The sequence below is a fragment of the Nocardioides sp. SR21 genome (assembly GCF_022761125.1).
In the GTDB taxonomy this organism is placed as follows: Bacteria; Actinomycetota; Actinomycetes; order Propionibacteriales; family Nocardioidaceae; genus Nocardioides.
Genome location: NZ_JAKWJR010000014.1, coordinates 102,425 through 120,313, shown reverse-complemented (window position 1 = coordinate 120,313; position 17,889 = coordinate 102,425). Strand labels below are relative to the sequence as shown.

The window sequence follows — 17,889 nt, the reverse complement described above, 5'->3', positions numbered from 1 at the left end:
GCTACCGAGCGTCCTGCCGTCTGACCCAGACCTCGCGTATCAGCATCAGGATCGACGCGGCGGTCGGGATCGCAAGGAGCGCGCCGACAACACCGAAGAGCGCGGCGCCGACGAGCGCCGCGATCACGGTGGCCGCGCCCGGGAGCTCGACGGACTTCGACATCACCCGCGGGTAGATCACGTAGTTCTCGACCTGCTGGTAGATCACGTAGAAGATCACGCACGCGACGCCGATCTTCCAGTCGGTGGCGAACGCGATCGCGGTGACGATCACCGCGCCGATGGTGGCGCCGATCATCGGGATCACGTCGAGCAGGGCGACCACGAAGGCCAGCGCGACGGCGTACTCACCGAGCCCGGCGATGAACAGGAAGATCAGCGACGAGATGCCGGCGCACATCGCCACCACGAACGCGCCGGAGACGTAGCCGCCGACGCTGCGCACGATGCGGTTGCCGAGCTTCGAGACCCGGTCGCGGCGCGAGGCGGGGGCGAGGCGGTAGAGGCCGGACTTCGTGGTCTCCAGCGAGGAGAGGAAGTACAGCGTCAGCACGATGATGATGAATCCGTTGAACAGCGCGCCCAGCACGGCGAGGCCGATGCCGACCGCACCGCCGAAGATCGCGCTCAGGAAGTCGCCGTTCGTGACGTAGTCCTGGACCTTGTCGATGACGTCGTACTCGTCGTCGAGCCGCTGCACCTGGCTGTTGCTCTGGAGGTCGTCGAGCCAGTGCGGGACGTTGTCGGTCAGCGCCTTCACCTGGTCGGCGATCACCGGCGCGATCGCGACCACGAACAGCGTGATCGCGATCAGGAACGCCAGGATCACCGTGAGCACGGCGTACGACCGGCGCATCCCGCGCCGCTCGAAGAACTCGACCGACGGGTTCAGGCCCGCGGCCAGGAACAGCGCGACCACGACCAGCATCAGGGTCTGGCCGATCGCCTGCACCTGCGTGACCAGCCACAGCGCGGTCAGGAGGCCGAGGCCGCCGATGAAGCCGACGTAGAACGGCGCGCGGTGGTCGAGCGGGGGCCCCGGCTCGCCGAGGTCCTCCGGGGCCGGCATGATCGCCGGCTCGGGCTGCTCGTCCTCCTGGGTCGCCGGGGCGTCCGTCACTCGTCGTCCTCGCCGAACCCGGCGACCACGTCACGGAGTGAGGCCAGCTGGGCGGTGATCGCGTCGCGGCGCTTGGTCATCCGGTCGACCTCGGCCCGCACGGCGGCGAGCTCGCGCTCGGCCTCGGCGGTCGCGCTCGTGTTGATCGCCTCGGCCTGCGTGCGGGCCGTCGTGACGATCTGCTCGGCCTCGCGGCGGGCGCGGCTGAGGAGGGCCTCGGCCTCGGTCTCGGCGTGGGTGCGGTGCTCGGCGGCCTGGGCGATCGCCTCGCGGAGCCGGGTCTCGGACGCGGTGGCCCGCTCCTCGGCCTCCGCGATCAGCTGCTTGGTCTCCATCATCGCCGCGGCGTGGTGGTCGGTGGCCTCCTTGGCCAGCCGCTCCTTCTCCACCGCGAGCATCCGGCGGGCCTCCTGGACCTCGCGGTCGGTGGCGGCGCGCTGCTGCTCGGCGTCCCGCTTCGCGGCGGAGCGCAGCTCGTTGGCCTCCTGGGCGGAGGCCAGCAGGATCTGGGCGGACTCGCGCTTGGCCGACGCGACGACGTCCTCGGCCTCCGTGCGCGAGCGGGCGCGCTCGGTCTCGGCGTCGGCCTGCAGGCGGGCGCGGTTCTCCTCGAGCTCCTTGATCTGGACCATGCGCATGTCCTCGGCCTCGCGGGCGGCGTCCACGCGGGCTGCGTGGGCGTCGCGGTTGGCCTGCTCGCGGATCTCCTTGGCCTCCTGCAGGGCGCTCTCGCGCACCTCGGCGGCCTCCTCCTCGGCGAGGCGCAGCATCGCGGCCGCCCGGCCGCCGAGGCCGGCGTACGACGGGTTCTGCCGCTCGGCGAGGTCCTCCTGGAGGTGGGTGACCTGGTCCTGGAGCTCGAGGACGCGGCGCTCGGACTCGCCGAGGCTGCTGCTGAGGCCGGCCTTCTCGGTCGAGAGCTGGCGCACGCGGGCGTCGACGGCGTCCTTGTCGTAGCCGCCGCGGCGGACCACGGGGAACCCGGCGGGCGACGAGAGCTGGCCGCCGCTGGTCGGACGCTGCGGCGCGAGCGGAGCGGCCTGCTGCGGGGCAGCCTGCTGCGGGGCAGCGGGGGCGGGCGGCGGGATCACCGGCGCCTGCTTGGTGGTCTCGGCGGCCGGCTCCGGCTTCTCAGGCGAGACCTGGGGCATCACCTGGGTGGCGTCCTCGTCGGCGCCGGCGGTCGCGTCCGCGTTCGGCTCCTCGTCGAAGATGGACAGTCCCTGGTCGGTCATGAAGGTGCTTCCCCTTTAGGTCGCGATCGGCTCGTCCGGGACAGTCTTGCCGATGGGCGGAGAACAACCCACCCCGGCTCGCGACAATTGTCGCGAACCGGGGTCGATGGGGAGGGTGGGGCGGGATCAGACGCCGCGGAAACGGTTGATCGCGTCGAGGTGCTGCGCGCGCATCTCCTCGTCGCGGACGCCGAGTCCCTCCTCGGGGGCCAGGCAGAGGACGCCGACCTTGCCCTGGTGCGCGTTGTGGTGGACGTCGAGGGCCGCCTGGCCGACGTCGTCGAGGGAGTAGGTGCGCGAGAGGGTCGGGTGGATCTTGCCCTTGGCGATGAGGCGGTTGGCCTCCCACGACTCGCGGTAGTTGGCGAAGTGCGAGGAGATGATCCGCTTGAGGTTCATCCACAGGTAGCGGTTGTCGTACTCGTGCATGTAGCCGCTGGTCGAGGCGCAGGTCGTGATGGTGCCACCCTTCCGGGTGACGTACACGCTCGCGCCGAACGTCTCGCGGCCCGGGTGCTCGAAGACGATGTCGATGTCCTCGCCGCCGGTGAGCTCGCGAATCTTGGCGCCGAAGCGCTTCCACTCCTTCGGGTCCTGGGTGTGCTCGTCCTTCCAGAACCGGTAGTCCTCCTCGGAGCGGTTGATGATCAGCTCCGCGCCCATCGAGCGGGCGATGGCGGCCTTCTCCTCGTTCGACACGACGCACACCGGGGTGGCGCCGCCGTTGAGGGCGTACTGCGTGGCGAAGCCGCCGAGGCCGCCCGAGGCGCCCCAGATCAGGACGTTGTCGCCCTGCTTCATGTCGCCACCGTTCTTGGAGACGAGCTGGCGGTACGCCGTGCAGTTCACCAGGCCGGGGGAGGCGGCCTCCTCCCACGTGAGGTGGGCGGGCTTGGGCATCAGCTGGTTGGCCTTGACCAGCGCGATCGTGGCCAGGCCGCCGAAGTTGGTCTCGAAGCCCCAGATCCGCTGCTGCGGGTCGAGCATCGTGTCGTCGTGGCCGTCGGGCTCCTCGAGCTCGACCGACAGGCAGTGCGCGACGACCTCGGTGCCGGGCTTCCACTTCGTCACGCCCGGCCCGGTGCGCAGCACCACGCCGGCGAGGTCGGAGCCGACCACGTGGTACGGCAGGTCGTGCCGCTTGGTGAGCGGCGAGAGCTTGCCGTACCGCTCCAGGAAGCCGAACGTCGAGACCGGCTCGAAGATCGAGGTCCAGACGGTGTTGTAGTTGATGGCCGAGGCCATCACGGCGACGAGGGCCTCGCCCGGCCCGAGCTCGGGCAGCGCGACGTCCTCGACGTGGATGGACTTGCGGGGATCCTTGTCCCGGCTCGCGATCCCCTCGAACATGTCGACCTCGTCCTTGTGGACGGTGGCCGCGCGGTAGTGGTCGGGGATCTCGAGGTTCGCGAAGTCGTCGCCGGCTGCGGCGCCGGACTGGATCGCTTCGAGGATGTGCTGCACGTCGGCTCCTGAGGATGGGGTCGGGCGTTTGGCGGGAGATTACCCACGGGTAACCCGCCTGAACACCACGTGTGACGTGTTCCTCAGTGCACGTTAGCCGCCGGCTCCACCAGCTCGACGAGAACGCCGCCGGCGTCCTTGGGGTGGATGAAGTTGATCCGCGAGTCCGACGTACCCCGCCGCGGCTCGTCGTACAGCAGCCGCATGCCGCGCTCGCGCAGGATCGCGCTGACCGCCTCGACGTCGGTGACGCGGTACGCCATCTGCTGCACGCCGGGGCCGCTGCGGTCGAGGAACTTCGCGATCGTCGAGGTCTCGTCGAGCGGGGCGAGCAGCTGGATGTGGCTGCCGGAGTCGCCGACGGCCATCATCGCCTCGCGCACGCCCTGCTCCTCGTTGACCTCCTGGTGCGCCAGGCGCATCCCGTAGGTCTCCTCGTAGAAGGCGATCGCCGCGTCCAGGTCGGGGACGGCGATGCCGACGTGGTCGATGGCGGTGAACAGGTGGGCGGCGTCGCTCAGCTCATTCTGGGGGCTCATGGCGCACATCGTCGTACGACGAGGCGAGGGCCGCGACCCGGTGTGACATGTTCCACCCTCGCCGGTACCCGGGGTGACAAGTAAGGTCGGGAGAGGTCCACCCCGTATCTACCTCGGCACATCTCTGGAGGCATTCCATGTCCGGTACGTCCGTCATCGTCGCGGGTGCGCGCACCCCGATCGGCCGCCTTCTCGGGGGCCTCAAGAGTCTGTCGGCGGCCGAGCTCGGCGGGGTCGCGATCAAGGGCGCGCTCGACAAGGCCGGCGTGCAGCCGGAGCAGGTCGACTACCTGATCATGGGCCAGGTGATCCTGGCCGGCGCCGGCCAGAACCCGGCCCGCGCGGCCGGCATCGCCGGTGGGCTGCCGTGGAGCATGCCGTCGATCACCATCAACAAGGTCTGCCTGTCGGGCCTGAACTCCATCGCGATGGCCGACCAGCTGATCCGTGCCGGCGAGTGCGAGATCGTCGTCGCCGGCGGCATGGAGTCGATGACCAACGCCCCGCACTTCCTGCCGAAGTCGCGCGAGGGCTTCAAGTTCGGCGACGTGAAGCTCGTCGACTCGATGGCGTACGACGCCCTGTACGACCAGGCCACCAAGCAGGCCATGGGCGGGCTGACCGAGCAGATCAACGCCGAGGGCGTGAAGCTGACCCGCGAGGAGCAGGACGCGTTCGCCGCGGCCTCGCACCAGAAGGCCGCCGAGGCCTGGAAGAACGGCGTCTTCGACGACGAGGTCGTCCCGGTGACGATCCCGCAGCGCAAGGGCGACCCGCTCGTGGTCTCCGCCGACGAGGGTGTGCGTGGCGACACCACCACCGAGTCGCTCGGCAAGCTGCCGCCGGCGTTCGCCAAGGACGGCACGATCACCGCCGGTTCCGCCTCCCAGATCTCCGACGGCGCTGCTGCGGTTGTGGTGATGAGCAAGGCCAAGGCCGAGGAGCTCGGCCTCGAGTGGCTCGCCGAGATCGGCGCGCACGGCATGGTCGCCGGCCCCGACTCGTCGCTGCAGCTGCAGCCGGCCAACGCCACGAAGAAGGCCTGCGAGAAGGAGGGGATCACCCCCGCCGACCTCGACCTGGTCGAGTTCAACGAGGCGTTCGCCGCGGTCGGCATCGAGTCGGCCCGCGCGCTCGACCTGAACCCCGACATCGTGAACGTCAACGGCGGTGCGATCGCGCTCGGCCACCCGGTCGGCATGTCCGGCACCCGGGTGGTCCTGCACCTCGCCCTCGAGCTCAAGCGCCGGGGCGGTGGCGTCGGTGCCGCCGCGCTGTGCGGCGGCGGTGGGCAGGGCGACGCCCTGATCGTGCGTGTCCCCACGACGTGACGTCTCCGTCCCGGACCTCGTCGAGCGCGCTCGCGCCGGCGAGGCCCGGGCGGTCGCCCGACTGATCTCGCTCGTCGAGGACGAGTCGCCGCTGCTGCGCGAGGTGATGGCGGCGCTGGCGCCGCACACCGGCAACGCGCAGGTCATCGGCATCACGGGGTCCCCGGGCGTCGGGAAGTCGACGTCGACGAGCGCGCTCGTGACCGAGCTGCGGCGCGCCGGCAAGCGGGTCGGCGTGCTCGCGGTCGACCCGTCGTCGCCGTTCTCCGGCGGGGCGCTGCTCGGCGACCGGGTGCGCATGCAGGACCACGCGACCGACGCCGGCGTGTACATCCGCTCGATGGCCTCGCGCGGGCACCTCGGCGGCCTGTCGTGGACGACCCCGCAGGCGCTGCGCGTGCTCGACGCCGCCGGCTGCGACGTGGTCCTCATCGAGACCGTGGGCGTCGGGCAGAGCGAGGTCGAGATCGCCGCGCTCGCCGACACCACGCTGGTGCTGCTCGCGCCGGGGATGGGCGACGGGATCCAGGCCGCGAAGGCCGGCATCCTCGAGATCGGCGACCTGTACGTCGTGAACAAGGCCGACCGCGACGGCGCCGACCAGGTCCGTCGCGACCTGCGATCGATGCTCGCGCTCGCCCAAGCCCCCGAAGGGGCGTGGAAGCCGCCGATCGTCAAGACGGTCGCGCAGAAGGGCGAGGGACTCGACGAGGTGGTCGCCGAGATCGAGAACCACCGGGCCTGGCTCGAGTCCTCGGGCGAGCTGGCCCGCCGGCGTACCCGCCGGGCCCGCGACGAGATCGAGGCGATCGCGGTGACCGCGCTGCGCAAGCGCTGGGGCGACGTGCACGGCCGCAGCGAGCTCGATGAGCTCGCCACGGCCGTGGTGGCGGGGGAGTCCGACCCCTACGCCGCCGCCGACACGCTGCTGGACTCGTTCACCGACTGACCACGGGCACCGACGTCACGGTGCTCGGGTCCAGCGTCACCTTCTTCTTGGTCCGGTAGCCCGCACCCAGCCCGGCCACGGCGTACGTCTGCCCGCCGGGCAGGCCGGTGAAGGTGAAGGCCCCGGTCTTGTCCGTCCGGACGATCGGCAGCTCCGGGTGCCCGACGACCCACATCCAGATGCCGTCCGGCTTCTTGTCCTTCGGGAGCTTGTCGGGCACGACGACACCGGACAGGGAGACCAGTCCGGGCTGGACCACGACCTCGTCCGTGACGGCGTTCGACTCGTTGCCGGCCGCGTCGCGGTACTTCACGAAGACCGTGGCGAACCCACCCGCGCCCGGCGCGAGGTTCCACGCCAGGGTGTCGGTGAACGGCTGCCAGGCCGCCCCGTCGAAGTCACCGTCGTTGGAGACCATCACCTCGGTGACGTCGCCGTCGTCGACGTGCAGGCCCAGCTTGACGGCCGCGGTCTCCGTGTAGGTCCGGCCCTCGTCGATCTGGACCGACCCGATCGGCGGCATCGGCTCCTTGCGCGGTGTCCCGCTGAACACCGGGCTCGGGACCGAGCGGTTGCCGGCGAAGTCGACCCCGACGACCTGGTAGTAGTACGTCGTGTCGTTCGTCAGCCCGGTGTCGCGCACCCGGCCGCCCTTCGCGGTGGAGTCGAACGACCTCGCCAGCTTGAACGGACCGCTCGCCGAGGTGGCCCGCATCAGCCGGATCTTGTCGTACGACGGGCTCGCCGGGTAGCGGATCAGCAGCGATCTCGGCTTGAACGCCGGCCGCGGCAGGTGGTCGACGACCTGGTCGATCACGGCTGCCCCTTCGGGACGCGGGAGCGCGTCGTCGGTGGCGTCGAACGGGTTCGCGCCACGCTTGAGCTCCGAGCCGTCCGGCTCACCACCGAGGTCGGTGTCCACGGAGCACGGGTCCGTGCCCGCGTCCCACTCGCGCTTGCTCTCGAGGCCGTCGCCGTCCGGGTCGGTCCCGCCGTCGGACGGGTCCTGGGCCTTCAGGCACGGGTGGTAGTCCTCGTAGAGGTTCGGCATGCCGTCACCGTCGACGTCCGGGTTCGGGTCGCCGATCTCGAAGAGCGCGAACGAGCGCCCGTCGAGCCGGAGGTAGTCGGCGCCGACGTTGTTCGTGCCGGCCGCCCTGACCTGCACCTGGTAGGAGCCGTCCGGCTTCGGGGCCGTGTCGTCGGCGCCGCGCTTGGAGAACTCCGTGGTGCGCGTGTAGACGCCGGCGTACACACCATCGTCGGCCGAGCCGTCGCCGTGGTTGCCGTCGTCGAGCAGCGGCAGCCGCAGGGTGGTGCCGTCGGGGTGGGTGACGTCGGCGAAGACGCGGCCGTCGGGCACCCCGCCCTTCCGGTCGTTCAGGCCGGCGACGATCGGGATCCGCTCGCCCCACCGGTGGCCGTCGGGCTCCTTCCGGAACACGTGGGTGTCACCGACGCTGGTCCACAGCGTCGTCCCGTTGCCGGGCTGGCCGGCGGCCATGCCGACCCAGCCGGTGGCCTTGCCCGGGTTCTGGACGCGCAGCAGCCAGGTTCCCTTGGCCATCGTGGGGATCCGGTAGACCACGTGGGTGTCGGTCCTGGAGACCTCGACCCCGCCTCCAGCGGTGACGACGTTCCCGTCCGGGTCCTCGAGCCGCACCTTGAGCGGGTCCGAGGTGCCGGGCCAGTTCACGCCGACGACGGCGTCGGTCATGCCGCCCTCGTCCAGCGTGATCGACCGGGTGACGGTGGCGCCCGCGCCGAGGTTGGTGCCGCCCTGCCAGAAGCGCTCGAGCTCGTTGGCGTTCTCGACGGCCGAGAAGTACGCGTTCGCGAGGGTGTTGGCGAGGCTGTTGCCGCCGACCGCCACCCGGCTCATCACCTTCGCGCTGACGCCGCTGTTGACGTCGACGTAGTAGTACGTGCCGCCGGTGTCGTCGGCGATCTGCTGGAGCAGCGCCTGGTCCGTGAGCGGGCCGAGGGCGATGGTGTCGACCTTGATGCCCGCGGCGATCACTCCGGCGCGGACGTTGTTCCAGAAGCGGCCCTCGTTCTCCATGCCGTCGGAGAGCAGCACGATGTGGTCCTCACCGAGGGTGGTGCCGCGGATCGGGAACTCGGCGGCGCTCGTGAAGACGCCGTCGCCGATGCTCGTCATGCCGCCCGCGTTCAGCCCGAGGATCTGGGCTCGCGCGGTGTCGCGGTTGGCGCCGGTCATCGTGGACAGCAGGGCGTCGAGGGTGGCGTCCTCGTCCGACTCGGAGTTGTTGCCGCTGAAGCTGACCACGCCGAGCTTGTCGTCGGCGCGGGCGGCGTCGACGTAGATCGTGGCCGCGTTGAGGGCGGCGTCGATCTTGGGCGATGCGGCCGGGTCGAGCATGGAGCCCGAGCGGTCGATCGTGAGCATCTGGTCGAGGTGCCGGACCTGGTAGCTCACGGACTGGGCGTTGGAGGCGCTGACGTCGCCGAGGCGGACGGTCAGGTCCTGCACGTCGGGGTCGGCCGCAGCGAACGTGGGTGCCTTCACGGTCAGCCAGTACTCGCCCTGGACGTAGGCCCCGCTGACGACGTTGGCGTCCTTGTTGCCGACCTCGACCGTGAAGTCGTCGGGGCGCAGCCCCTCGACCGACGGCGTGCCGAGCTCGCTGGGCCCGTGGACCTGCACCCGGACCTGGAACCGGTTGGGCGCGGACTTGGTGCCCACGAACGCCTGGTTGGTCTGGGTCGGCATCTTGATCGCGAGGTCGTAGGAGCCGCAGGCGAAGCGGTAGTCGACGTCGGCCGGGTCGTTCAGCCCCGTGATGACGGCGCCGAGGCGGGTGATCCGCTTGTCGCCGCCGGCGCGGGTGCGGACCAGGATCGCGCGGGCGAAGTGGGTGCCCACGGACCGGTCGATCCGCTGTACGGCGCCGGTGCTGCCCTGGCTGGTCAGCGCGACGCCTGCCCGGTCACCGTCGACGACGAGGCCGGCGACGCCGGTGCAGTCGCCGATGTCGGCCCGCAGGTACTTCGCGGACCAGCTGTTGACCGAGATCGCCGTCGGTCCGACGTTCGGCGGGATGGTGCCGACGTTGGTGACCGGCACGTCGTTGTACGGCGTCGCGCCGGCCTGCTGCTCGTCGACGTAGCGGAACTTCGCGCCGTCGGGGATGAGGCTGAGGTCCATGAGCTTCGTGTAGTTGGCGATCGTGAACTCGTGGAACAGGCCCTCGAGCGTCGCGTTCGAGTCGAAGTCCGAGATCGTGGTGCGCAGGGTCCCGAGGAAGTCGCGGTTGGACCCGGCGTCCTCGGCGTTCTGCCAGAACTCGCGGATGAAGTCGGTGCCGACTCCGGGCTCGGCCCGGTCGTTGCCAAGGCGCTCCATCAGGTAGTTCCAGAACAGGGCGGTCGTGTACGACAGGCCCCACAGCGTCCGGCTCGGGTCGCCCAGGTAGTTGTTGACCTGGGAGAGGTAGGTGATGCAGCCCGCGTCGTCGTCGAGGTCGCTGTAGAGCTTGTCCTGCATGACGCGCGCGGTGCCCTCGACCGGGTCGGAGCCCCAGGTCGACCAGTTCGCGAAGCCGATCGACTCGTACTGGATGTGGTGGAAGAGCTCGTGGCCCACGACGAGGCGCAGGCACTCCTCGGTCTCGCTCCGGTACATCGCGGCCGGCATGTTGATGCGGTCGGCCGGCGCGTTGCCGGAGTCGCAGCCCCCGATCGTGGAGCAGTCGAGCACCAGCGTCTGCCTGCCCGCGCCGTCGAAGTCCGGGGCGTCGAAGCCCTGGTCGGCGTAGCCGTTGTGCAGGCCGTTGGGAGTGCCGGGGACGGACGCGTTGGTGTTCGAGTACGCGTTCGCGATGCGTTGTGCCTGGACCTGCGGGAACTCGGCCGCGGTGAGCGGCGCGATCCCGTCGTCGGCCGTGTAGGTGACGCTGTAGTTGTTCGTCGCGCTGTTCTCGACAGCGCTGTGGGCCGCGGCCGTCGTGGCTACGAGCAGCGCCGCTGCCCCCAGCGCCACGAGCCGGATCGTGGAAGGTCGTCGCATGGGTCGTGCCTCCTCCGAGAAGTCCCGTCGAGCGACGGGCCAGATGGTGGGAGGAGTGCGGGGCCGGGTCGGCAGATACCCGGCCCCGCGTGTCGTCACGCGGTCTCGACGAGCTCGGCCGCCGGGTCGGGCGTTCGTGAGGGCCGGCGGGGCAGGAACGCCGCGGCCAGCGCGACAGCGACCGTGGTGGCGGTCAGGTAGACCAGGCTCGCGCCCAACGCGTCGACCATGCCGTCGTCGAGCCGGCCGAAGAACACGATGCCGACCAGCGCGACGCCCAGCGCGTTGCCGACCTGCTGGACCGTCGACGACGTCCCGGAGACCGTGCCCGCGTGCTGCGGCTCGACCGAGCCCATCGTGGTGCTGATCAGCGCCGCGAGCGCGACACCCATGCCGAGCCCGGCCACCGCCAGGCCGGGCGCCAGCCAGAGCACCGACCCAGCGGTGCCGACGTGCTCCACGGCGGCGAGCAGCAGCAGGTGGCCGGCGCCGAACACCAGGGCCGAGCAGGCGACGGTGGCGCGGGCGCCGTACCGCCCGAGGGCTGCTGCCGCCTCGGCCGTGCCGACCATGTACGACGCGGCGACGATCGTGAAGACGGCGCCGGACGCGAGCGGGCCGAGGCCGCGACCGTCCTGGAGGTAGAGCGCGAGGACCAGGAAGTACGCCGCCATCCCGGTGAACAGCAGCGCCAGCCCGGCGACGCCGACGCCGACGGGGCGGTGGCGCAGCGGCACCGGGTCGACGAGCGGCGGGATGCCGCGGCGGCGCAGGGCGCGGCCGCGCAGCCAGGCGAGGTCCCCGAGCACGAACGCACCGGCCAGGCAGAGCCAGGTCCACAGCGGCCAGCCCTCGCGCTGGCCCTCGACCAGCGGGACGATCAGGGCGGTCAGGGCGCCGATCACGAGCACCGCCTCGGCCGGGTCGACGCGCGGCGTGGTGGGGATCCGCGTGTCGGGCAGCAGGCGGGGTGCGGCGACGAGCGCAGCGAGCCCGATCGGGACGTTGACGAGGAAGATCGCGCGCCAGCCGGTGCCGGCGACGTCGAGGTGGATGAGCAGGCCGCCGATCAGCTGGCCGGACGCAGCGGCGACGCCCATCACGGTCGCGTACGCGCCGAGCGCCCGGACCCGCTGCGGTCCGGCGTACACGTCGCCGATCAGCGAGAGGACGGTCGGCCCGATCGCGGCGGCGGCCGCGCCCTGCGCGAGCCGCGCGACCAACAGCGTGGTGGTGTCAGGAGCGAGGCCGCAGAGCGCGGAGCTCGCGACGAACAAGGAGACGCCGAGCATGAACATCCGCCGGCGTCCCCAGCGGTCGGCGACCCGGCTGGCCACGAGGAGGAGGCCGCCGAAGGTCAGGCCGTAGCCGGCGACCAGCCACTCGAGGGCGGTGTTGTCGGCGCGCAGGTCGCGCTGCACCGACGGCAGCGCGACGTTGACGACGAAGAAGTCGAGGACGATCAGGAAGGTGCCGGTCAGGAGGACCGCGAGCGGCCCGCGCCGGAAGGTGGTCTCTGTCATGGCGCCGTTCTCCGGCCTCCCGTAGCGGGAGAGTCAAGCACCCCGGGAATCGCTCGACCCTCCTGCAGGGGGAGGGTGCAGAGTGGCGGTCATGGCTGACCTGCTGAGCATCGGCGACTTCTCGCGGATGACGTTCCTGACCGTCAAGGCGCTGCGGCACTACCACGACGTGGGGCTGCTGGAGCCGGCGCGGATCGACCCGCAGACGGGCTATCGCTCGTACCGGCCCGAGCAGGTCGCGCAGGCGCGGCTGATCCGGCGGCTGCGCGACCTCGACCTCCCGGTCGACGACGTGCGGACGGCGCTCGCCGCGCCGGACGAGGAGTCGCGCAACCGCGTGATCGTCGAGCACCTGGAGCGGATGAGCCGGCAGCTCCAGCAGACCCAGGAGACCGTCGAGTCGCTGAAGCGGATGCTGTCGGAGGAGGAGCGGATCGCGGTGACCCACCGTGACGAGGCCGCCGTGACCACGCTCGCGATCCGCGGGGCGGTCACCGGCGACACCGTCGTCACGTGGTGGATCGAGGCGTTCACCGAGCTGCACCGGCTCCTCGCCGTCTCCGGGGTCGAGCGCACCGGTCCCGACGGGGCGGTCTTCCCGACCGAGTACTTCACCGAGGGCGGCGCCGAGGTCGTCGCCTTCGTCCCCGTCGGCTCCGTGCCGGCGCTGCCCGGTCGCGTCGAGGTCGTCGAGCGACCCGCCGCGCGCTACGCGGTCGCGACGTACGACGGGCCGATGGTGGACCTCGACGCGGCGTACTCCGCCGTCGGCCGCGCCGTGACCGAGCAGGCGCTCGCGGCCGACGGCCCGGTCGTGGAGCGGTACCTGCCGAACGGTGACCCGGCGGACCTGATCGACCACACGACGGAGATCTGCTGGCCTACGCTGCGCGCGTGAGCATCGCGAGCGGGCCGATCACCCAGATCTGCTGGGTCACCGACGACATCGACGCGACCGAGCGGCTGCTCGGCGAGCAGTTCGGCGTCCCGTCGTGGATGCGCATCCCCGACGTGCGCTTCGGTCCGGACACGACCACGCTGCGCGGCCAGCCGGTCGACTGCACGCTGCACGTGTCGCTCGGGTACGCCGGCGACCTCCAGGTCGAGCTGATCCAGCCGGTCGGCGGCCCGTCGATCCACCAGGAGTACCTCGACGCCCACGGCGCCGGGCTGCACCACGTCTGCTTCGCGGTCGATGACGTCGACACCGCGTGCGCCGCGGCCGAGGCGGCCGGTACGCCCGTGCTGATGCGGGGCTCGATGATGGACGGCGAGATCGAGTTCGCGTACGTCGACGGGTCGGCCGGCGGAGCGCCCTACATCGAGCTGGCCCGGATCGGTCCGCAGATGCAGGCCTTCTACGACGCGGTGAGGAACGGATGAAGGTCGCGCTGGTCACTGGTGCGGGGGAGCGCACGCTGGGTGCTGCGACCGCGGACTCCCTGCGGGCGCAGGGCTTCCGGGTCCTGACCACCACACGCTCGTGTGCGGTCACCGACGACACGCACCCGCTCGACCTCACCTCGCGGGAGTCCGTCGAGGCGCTCGCCGGCTGGGTGCCCGAGCGGCTCGACGTGCTGGTCAACAACGCCGGCATCCACCTCGACCTGCGGTCGAAGTGGAAGGAGCCGCAGCTCGTCGACGGCCACGAGATCCACTGGCGCACCAACTACCTCGGCACCGCGCAGCTCACGCGCCTGCTGCTGCCGAACCTGCTCGCCGCCGGTGACGCGCGGGTCGTCAACGTCGTGTCGAAGCTGCACGACCGCGGCCGCAACGAGTGGCTGTTCGCCCCGGTGACGCCGTACGACTCGTGGGCGGCCTACGGCACCTCGAAGCTCGCACTGGTCCACGAGGCCGCCGAGATCGAGCGGCAGTACGGCGATCGCGGGGTGCACGGCTACTCGCTGCACCCGGGCTCGGTCTACACCCGGATCGCCGACCGCGGGCTCGAGACGGCGCCCGTGCTCGGTCGGCTGCGCAAGCTCGCGGCACCGCTCGAGCGGCGTACCCTCATCACCCCGGAGGTCGGCGCGAGGACGACGGTGTTCTGCGCGACGTCGCCGGACGCGGTGCCGGGTGGCTACCACCGGCGCGAGGCGCCGGCCGAGCCGTCGGCCGATGCCCAGCACGCGGAAGTGTCGGCCCGGCTGTGGGCGGCGACGTCTAGCCTCCTCTCGTGACCCTCCCGTTCGACCCGATCGACGAAGCCGCGCGCCAGTGGGGCAACCACTGGGAGCGCGTGCCCGCGATGCACGCCGTCACCTCGCTGATGCGGGCGCACCAGCTCGTGATCGGGCGCCTCGACGCGATCCTCAAGCCGCACGGCCTGACGTTCGCGCGCTACGAGGCACTGGTGCTGCTGGTGTTCTCGTCGCGGGGGTCGCTGCCGCTGGGCAAGATGGGCGAGCGGCTTCAGGTGCACCCGACCTCGGTCACCTCGATCGTCAACCGGCTCGAGTCGGCCGGCCTCGTGGTCCGCACGCCTCATCCGGACGACGGCCGCGCCGTGCTCGCCGAGATCACCGACGCGGGGCGCGCGCTGGTCGAGATCGCCACCAAGGACCTCGTCGAGTCCGACTTCGCGCTCGAGGCGCTCGGCGACGCGCAGCTCCAGGAGCTCTCGTCGCTGCTCACGCCGATCCGCAAGGCCGCCGGAGACTTCTGAGCCATGGTCACCGCCGACGACGTCCGCGGGGTCGGCCTGGCCCTGCCACGCACGTACGAGTTCTTCACCGGCGGCCGCTACAAGCTCAAGGTGAAGCAGATCGTGTACGCCGCGTTCTCCAAGGACGAGACGAAGATGGGGTTCGGCTACCCCAAGGACGCCCGCGACGGGCTGATCGAGTCCGACCCGGAGACGTTCTTCCTCCCGCCGCCACGCGACCTGCGTTACCAGTGGGTGTGCGCGCACCTCGACCGGCTGGAGGCCGACGAGATGCGCGAGCTGGTCGTCGACGCGTGGCGGATGTGCACGCCGAAGATGCTCCACGACCTGCCGGAGCTGCCCGCGCCGGCGGCGGCCGCGTGGAACGCGATGGACTCTGGGGAGTGGTCGGACCTCACGGCGCTGCTGCACCCCTCCCTGCAGTTCGCCGACGGCGATGTCGCGCTGCGCGGGCGCAGGAACGTGCTGGCCCACCTGCGCGCCCACCCGACGCCGAAGCCGCCCGTCTCGGTCGAGGTGCGCGACGGCCAGGTCTACCGCTGGAGCCGCTAGCAGTTGGAACATTTAGTAGGACGTCCTACTATCTCGACATGAGCGAGAACGCGCGCGCCCGCTGGCAGGCCCGGTACGACAAGTCCCGCGTCCGGGAGGCCGACTTCACGACGCTGAGCGGTGTCGAGCTCGAGCCGGCGTACGGCACCGAGGACTCGGAGTGGCCCGGCGAGTTCCCGTTCACGCGCGGTCTCTACCCGACCGGCTACCGCGGCCGGACGTGGACGATCCGGCAGTTCGCCGGCTTCGGCAACGCGCAGCAGACCAACGAGCGCTACCGGATGATCCTCGGCCGCGGGGGCGGCGGTCTCTCGGTCGCGTTCGACATGCCCACGCTGATGGGCCGCGACTCCGACGACCCCAAGGCGCTCGGCGAGGTCGGCCACTGCGGCGTCGCGATCGACTCGGTCGCCGACATGGAGATCCTGTTCGACGGCATCGACCTCGGCGACGTCACCACCTCGATGACGATCAGCGGCCCCGCCGTCCCGGTGTTCTGCATGATGATCGTCGCCGCCGAGCGAGCCGGCGTGGACACCGGCAAGCTCAACGGCACGCTGCAGACCGACATCTTCAAGGAGTACATCGCCCAGAAGGAGTGGATCTTCGGGCCGGAGCCGCACCTGCGCCTGATCGGCGACCTGATGGAGTACTGCGCCGAGAACATCCCGGCGTACAAGCCGCTCTCCGTCTCCGGCTACCACATCCGTGAGGCCGGCTCGACGGCCGCGCAGGAGCTCGCGTTCACGCTCGCTGACGGGTTCGGGTACGTCGAGCTCGGGCTGTCGCGCGGTCTCGACGTCGACGTGTTCGCGCCGGGCCTGTCGTTCTTCTTCGACGCGCACGTCGACTTCTTCGAGGAGATCGCGAAGTTCCGCGCCGCCCGCCGGATCTGGGCACGCTGGATGCGCGACGTGTACGGCGCCAAGACCGACAAGGCGCAGTGGCTGCGGTTCCACACCCAGACCGCCGGCGTCTCGCTGACCGCGCAGCAGCCGTACAACAACGTCGTCCGCACCGGCATCGAGGCGCTCTCCGCGGTCCTCGGCGGCACGAACTCGCTGCACACCAACGCCCTCGACGAGACGCTTGCGCTCCCGTCGGAGCAGGCGGCCGAGATCGCGCTGCGCACCCAGCAGGTGATCATGGAGGAGACCGGCGTCGTGAACGTCGCCGACCCGCTCGGCGGCTCCTGGTACGTCGAGGCGCTGACCGACCGGATCGAGGCCGAGGCGAACGCGATCTTCGACAAGATCCTCTCGATGGGCGGCTCCACGGTCACCTCCGCGCAGCCCGAGAAGATCGCCGAGGCGGTCGGCCGGGGCGAGTGGCTGGTGACGAAGGGCCTCCTGCACGGCATCGAGGAGGGCTGGTTCATGGGCGAGATCGCCGAGGCGGCGTTCCAGTACCAGGTCGCGCTCGAGAAGGGCGAGAAGCGGATCGTGGGCGTGAACTGCCACGAGGACTCCGTGACCCACGAGCTGGAGATCCTCCGCGTCTCCCACGAGGTCGAGGTCGAGCAGGTCCGCGTGCTGCAGGGCCGCCGTGAGGCCCGCGACGACGAGGCGGTGACGGTCGCGCTGGCGCGCCTGGTCGCGGCCGCGCGCGACGACGAGAACATGATCGAGCCGATGCTCGACGCCTGCCGCGCCGAGGCGACGCTGGGCGAGATCTGCGACGCCCTGCGCGCCGAGTGGGGCGAGTACCGGGAGCCGGCTCGCTTCTGAGCACGTCCGAGTCCGTATGAGGATCGGACTGCTGCTGGCGCTGGTGCTGTTGTCGACCGGTTGCACCCACGACTCCGACTGGTGGGCGGCCCCGCCCGAGGGCAGCCGCTGGGTGGGGTACGACGGCGCGGTCGTCGCCGTACCGGACTGGTGGACCACGGGGGAGACCCTGTGCGGCGCACCGGTCGAGGACACCGTCTACTTCGACTCCGGCGCGACCGTCGACTGCTCCGTTCCCGACTACGACAGGTCCGCGGACGAGGTCTCGTCGCTGGCCGTCCTGCGCGACAACGACCGGTACGACGAGGACGATCTGGACGGCGGCTGCGAGGAGTGGTTCGCCGGCGTCTGCCGGCAGCTGTTCGCCGTGGAGGGGAGCGACGCGATCTTCGCCGTGACGATCGACGAGGAGGGCGACGGCGACTTCGAGGAGATCCGGGACTCGGCGCGCGCGCTGCCGGACGGGGTCACCACGGTCCCGCTCGGAATTGGCGGCCCGGGTGGGTGGACACCGGCCTGGGGCGCCGAGCCGGCCGTCGTCGACGACCTCACCCGGGCGATCGAGGACGCCGGGCTCGAGGTCGAGGTCGAGACCGTCGAGCCGGACCCGAACGGTGACGTCGCCGACCTTCCGCCCGGATCGCTGCTGGGCGTCGAGCCCGAGCTCGGGACGCCCATCGAGGACGGCGGCACCGTTCGGGTCACCGTGATGGGGACTTCCGGCCCATGACGGGGCGATCCCGGTCTGGTG

14 protein-coding genes and 1 pseudogene are annotated in these 17,889 nt (G+C 71.2%); 9 read left to right on the top strand and 6 right to left on the bottom strand.

The window, feature by feature from the left end:
* Position 1: 1 nt before the first annotated feature.
* From MJ604_RS22025 to mce, 4 genes are all read right to left on the bottom strand, one after another.
* The gene (locus tag MJ604_RS22025; protein ID WP_243060862.1) at positions 2 to 1,120 is read right to left on the bottom strand and encodes an AI-2E family transporter; all 1,119 of its coding nucleotides are present in this window, start codon (positions 1,118 to 1,120) and stop codon (positions 2 to 4) included.
* Complete coding sequence (locus MJ604_RS22020; protein WP_243060861.1) at positions 1,117 to 2,355, bottom strand: hypothetical protein; 1,239 nt, start codon at positions 2,353 to 2,355, stop codon at positions 1,117 to 1,119. Before MJ604_RS22020 ends, MJ604_RS22025 begins: the two co-directional genes overlap by 4 nt.
* 126 nt (positions 2,356 to 2,481) lie before the next feature.
* Positions 2,482 to 3,819, bottom strand: a complete 1,338-nt coding sequence (ccrA, locus tag MJ604_RS22015) for a crotonyl-CoA carboxylase/reductase (protein ID WP_243060860.1) — start codon at positions 3,817 to 3,819, stop codon at positions 2,482 to 2,484.
* Between the two features lie 83 nt (positions 3,820 to 3,902).
* The gene (gene mce, locus MJ604_RS22010) at positions 3,903 to 4,358 is read right to left on the bottom strand and encodes a methylmalonyl-CoA epimerase (RefSeq protein WP_243060859.1); all 456 of its coding nucleotides are present in this window, start codon (positions 4,356 to 4,358) and stop codon (positions 3,903 to 3,905) included.
* A 137-nt stretch (positions 4,359 to 4,495) separates the two neighbouring features.
* Between mce and MJ604_RS22005 the strand changes: the two genes are divergently transcribed.
* Entirely contained in the window at positions 4,496 to 5,689 is a 1,194-nt protein-coding gene (locus MJ604_RS22005) for an acetyl-CoA C-acetyltransferase (RefSeq protein ID WP_243060858.1), read from the top strand.
* Positions 5,673 to 6,638, top strand: a complete 966-nt coding sequence (gene meaB, locus MJ604_RS22000; protein WP_243060857.1) for a methylmalonyl Co-A mutase-associated GTPase MeaB — start codon at positions 5,673 to 5,675, stop codon at positions 6,636 to 6,638. The genes MJ604_RS22005 and meaB overlap by 17 nt, the downstream gene beginning before the upstream one ends.
* Here meaB and MJ604_RS21995 read toward each other — a convergent pair.
* Positions 6,628 to 10,668, bottom strand: a complete 4,041-nt coding sequence (locus tag MJ604_RS21995; RefSeq protein WP_243060856.1) for a choice-of-anchor X domain-containing protein — start codon at positions 10,666 to 10,668, stop codon at positions 6,628 to 6,630. The two genes, meaB and MJ604_RS21995, sit on opposite strands and share 11 nt — an antisense overlap.
* A gap of 95 nt (positions 10,669 to 10,763) precedes the next feature.
* Positions 10,764 to 12,194 (bottom strand): annotated as a pseudogene (locus tag MJ604_RS21990) (MFS transporter); the annotation flags it as partial.
* A gap of 88 nt (positions 12,195 to 12,282) precedes the next feature.
* Between MJ604_RS21990 and MJ604_RS21985 the strand changes: the two are divergent.
* From MJ604_RS21985 to MJ604_RS21955, 7 genes are read left to right on the top strand one after another with little or no spacing between them, the layout of a single operon-like run.
* Positions 12,283 to 13,089: a MerR family transcriptional regulator gene (locus MJ604_RS21985; RefSeq protein WP_243060854.1), complete on the top strand. Its 807-nt coding sequence runs from the start codon at positions 12,283 to 12,285 to the stop codon at positions 13,087 to 13,089.
* On the top strand, positions 13,086 to 13,574 hold the full coding sequence (locus tag MJ604_RS21980; RefSeq protein WP_243060853.1) for a VOC family protein: 489 nt from the start codon (positions 13,086 to 13,088) through the stop codon (positions 13,572 to 13,574). Before MJ604_RS21985 ends, MJ604_RS21980 begins: the two co-directional genes overlap by 4 nt.
* On the top strand, positions 13,571 to 14,374 hold the full coding sequence (locus MJ604_RS21975; RefSeq protein ID WP_243060852.1) for an SDR family NAD(P)-dependent oxidoreductase: 804 nt from the start codon (positions 13,571 to 13,573) through the stop codon (positions 14,372 to 14,374). Before MJ604_RS21980 ends, MJ604_RS21975 begins: the two co-directional genes overlap by 4 nt.
* Positions 14,371 to 14,859: a MarR family winged helix-turn-helix transcriptional regulator gene (locus tag MJ604_RS21970; protein ID WP_243060851.1), complete on the top strand. Its 489-nt coding sequence runs from the start codon at positions 14,371 to 14,373 to the stop codon at positions 14,857 to 14,859. The genes MJ604_RS21975 and MJ604_RS21970 overlap by 4 nt, the downstream gene beginning before the upstream one ends.
* A gap of 3 nt (positions 14,860 to 14,862) precedes the next feature.
* Positions 14,863 to 15,411: an MmcQ/YjbR family DNA-binding protein gene (locus MJ604_RS21965; protein WP_243060850.1), complete on the top strand. Its 549-nt coding sequence runs from the start codon at positions 14,863 to 14,865 to the stop codon at positions 15,409 to 15,411.
* 38 nt (positions 15,412 to 15,449) lie between these two features.
* Entirely contained in the window at positions 15,450 to 17,138 is a 1,689-nt protein-coding gene (locus MJ604_RS21960) for a methylmalonyl-CoA mutase (RefSeq protein ID WP_243060849.1), read from the top strand.
* Positions 17,139 to 17,154: 16 nt separating this feature from the next.
* Positions 17,155 to 17,868, top strand: a complete 714-nt coding sequence (locus MJ604_RS21955) for a PASTA domain-containing protein (protein ID WP_243060848.1) — start codon at positions 17,155 to 17,157, stop codon at positions 17,866 to 17,868.
* Positions 17,869 to 17,889: the final 21 nt, after the last annotated feature.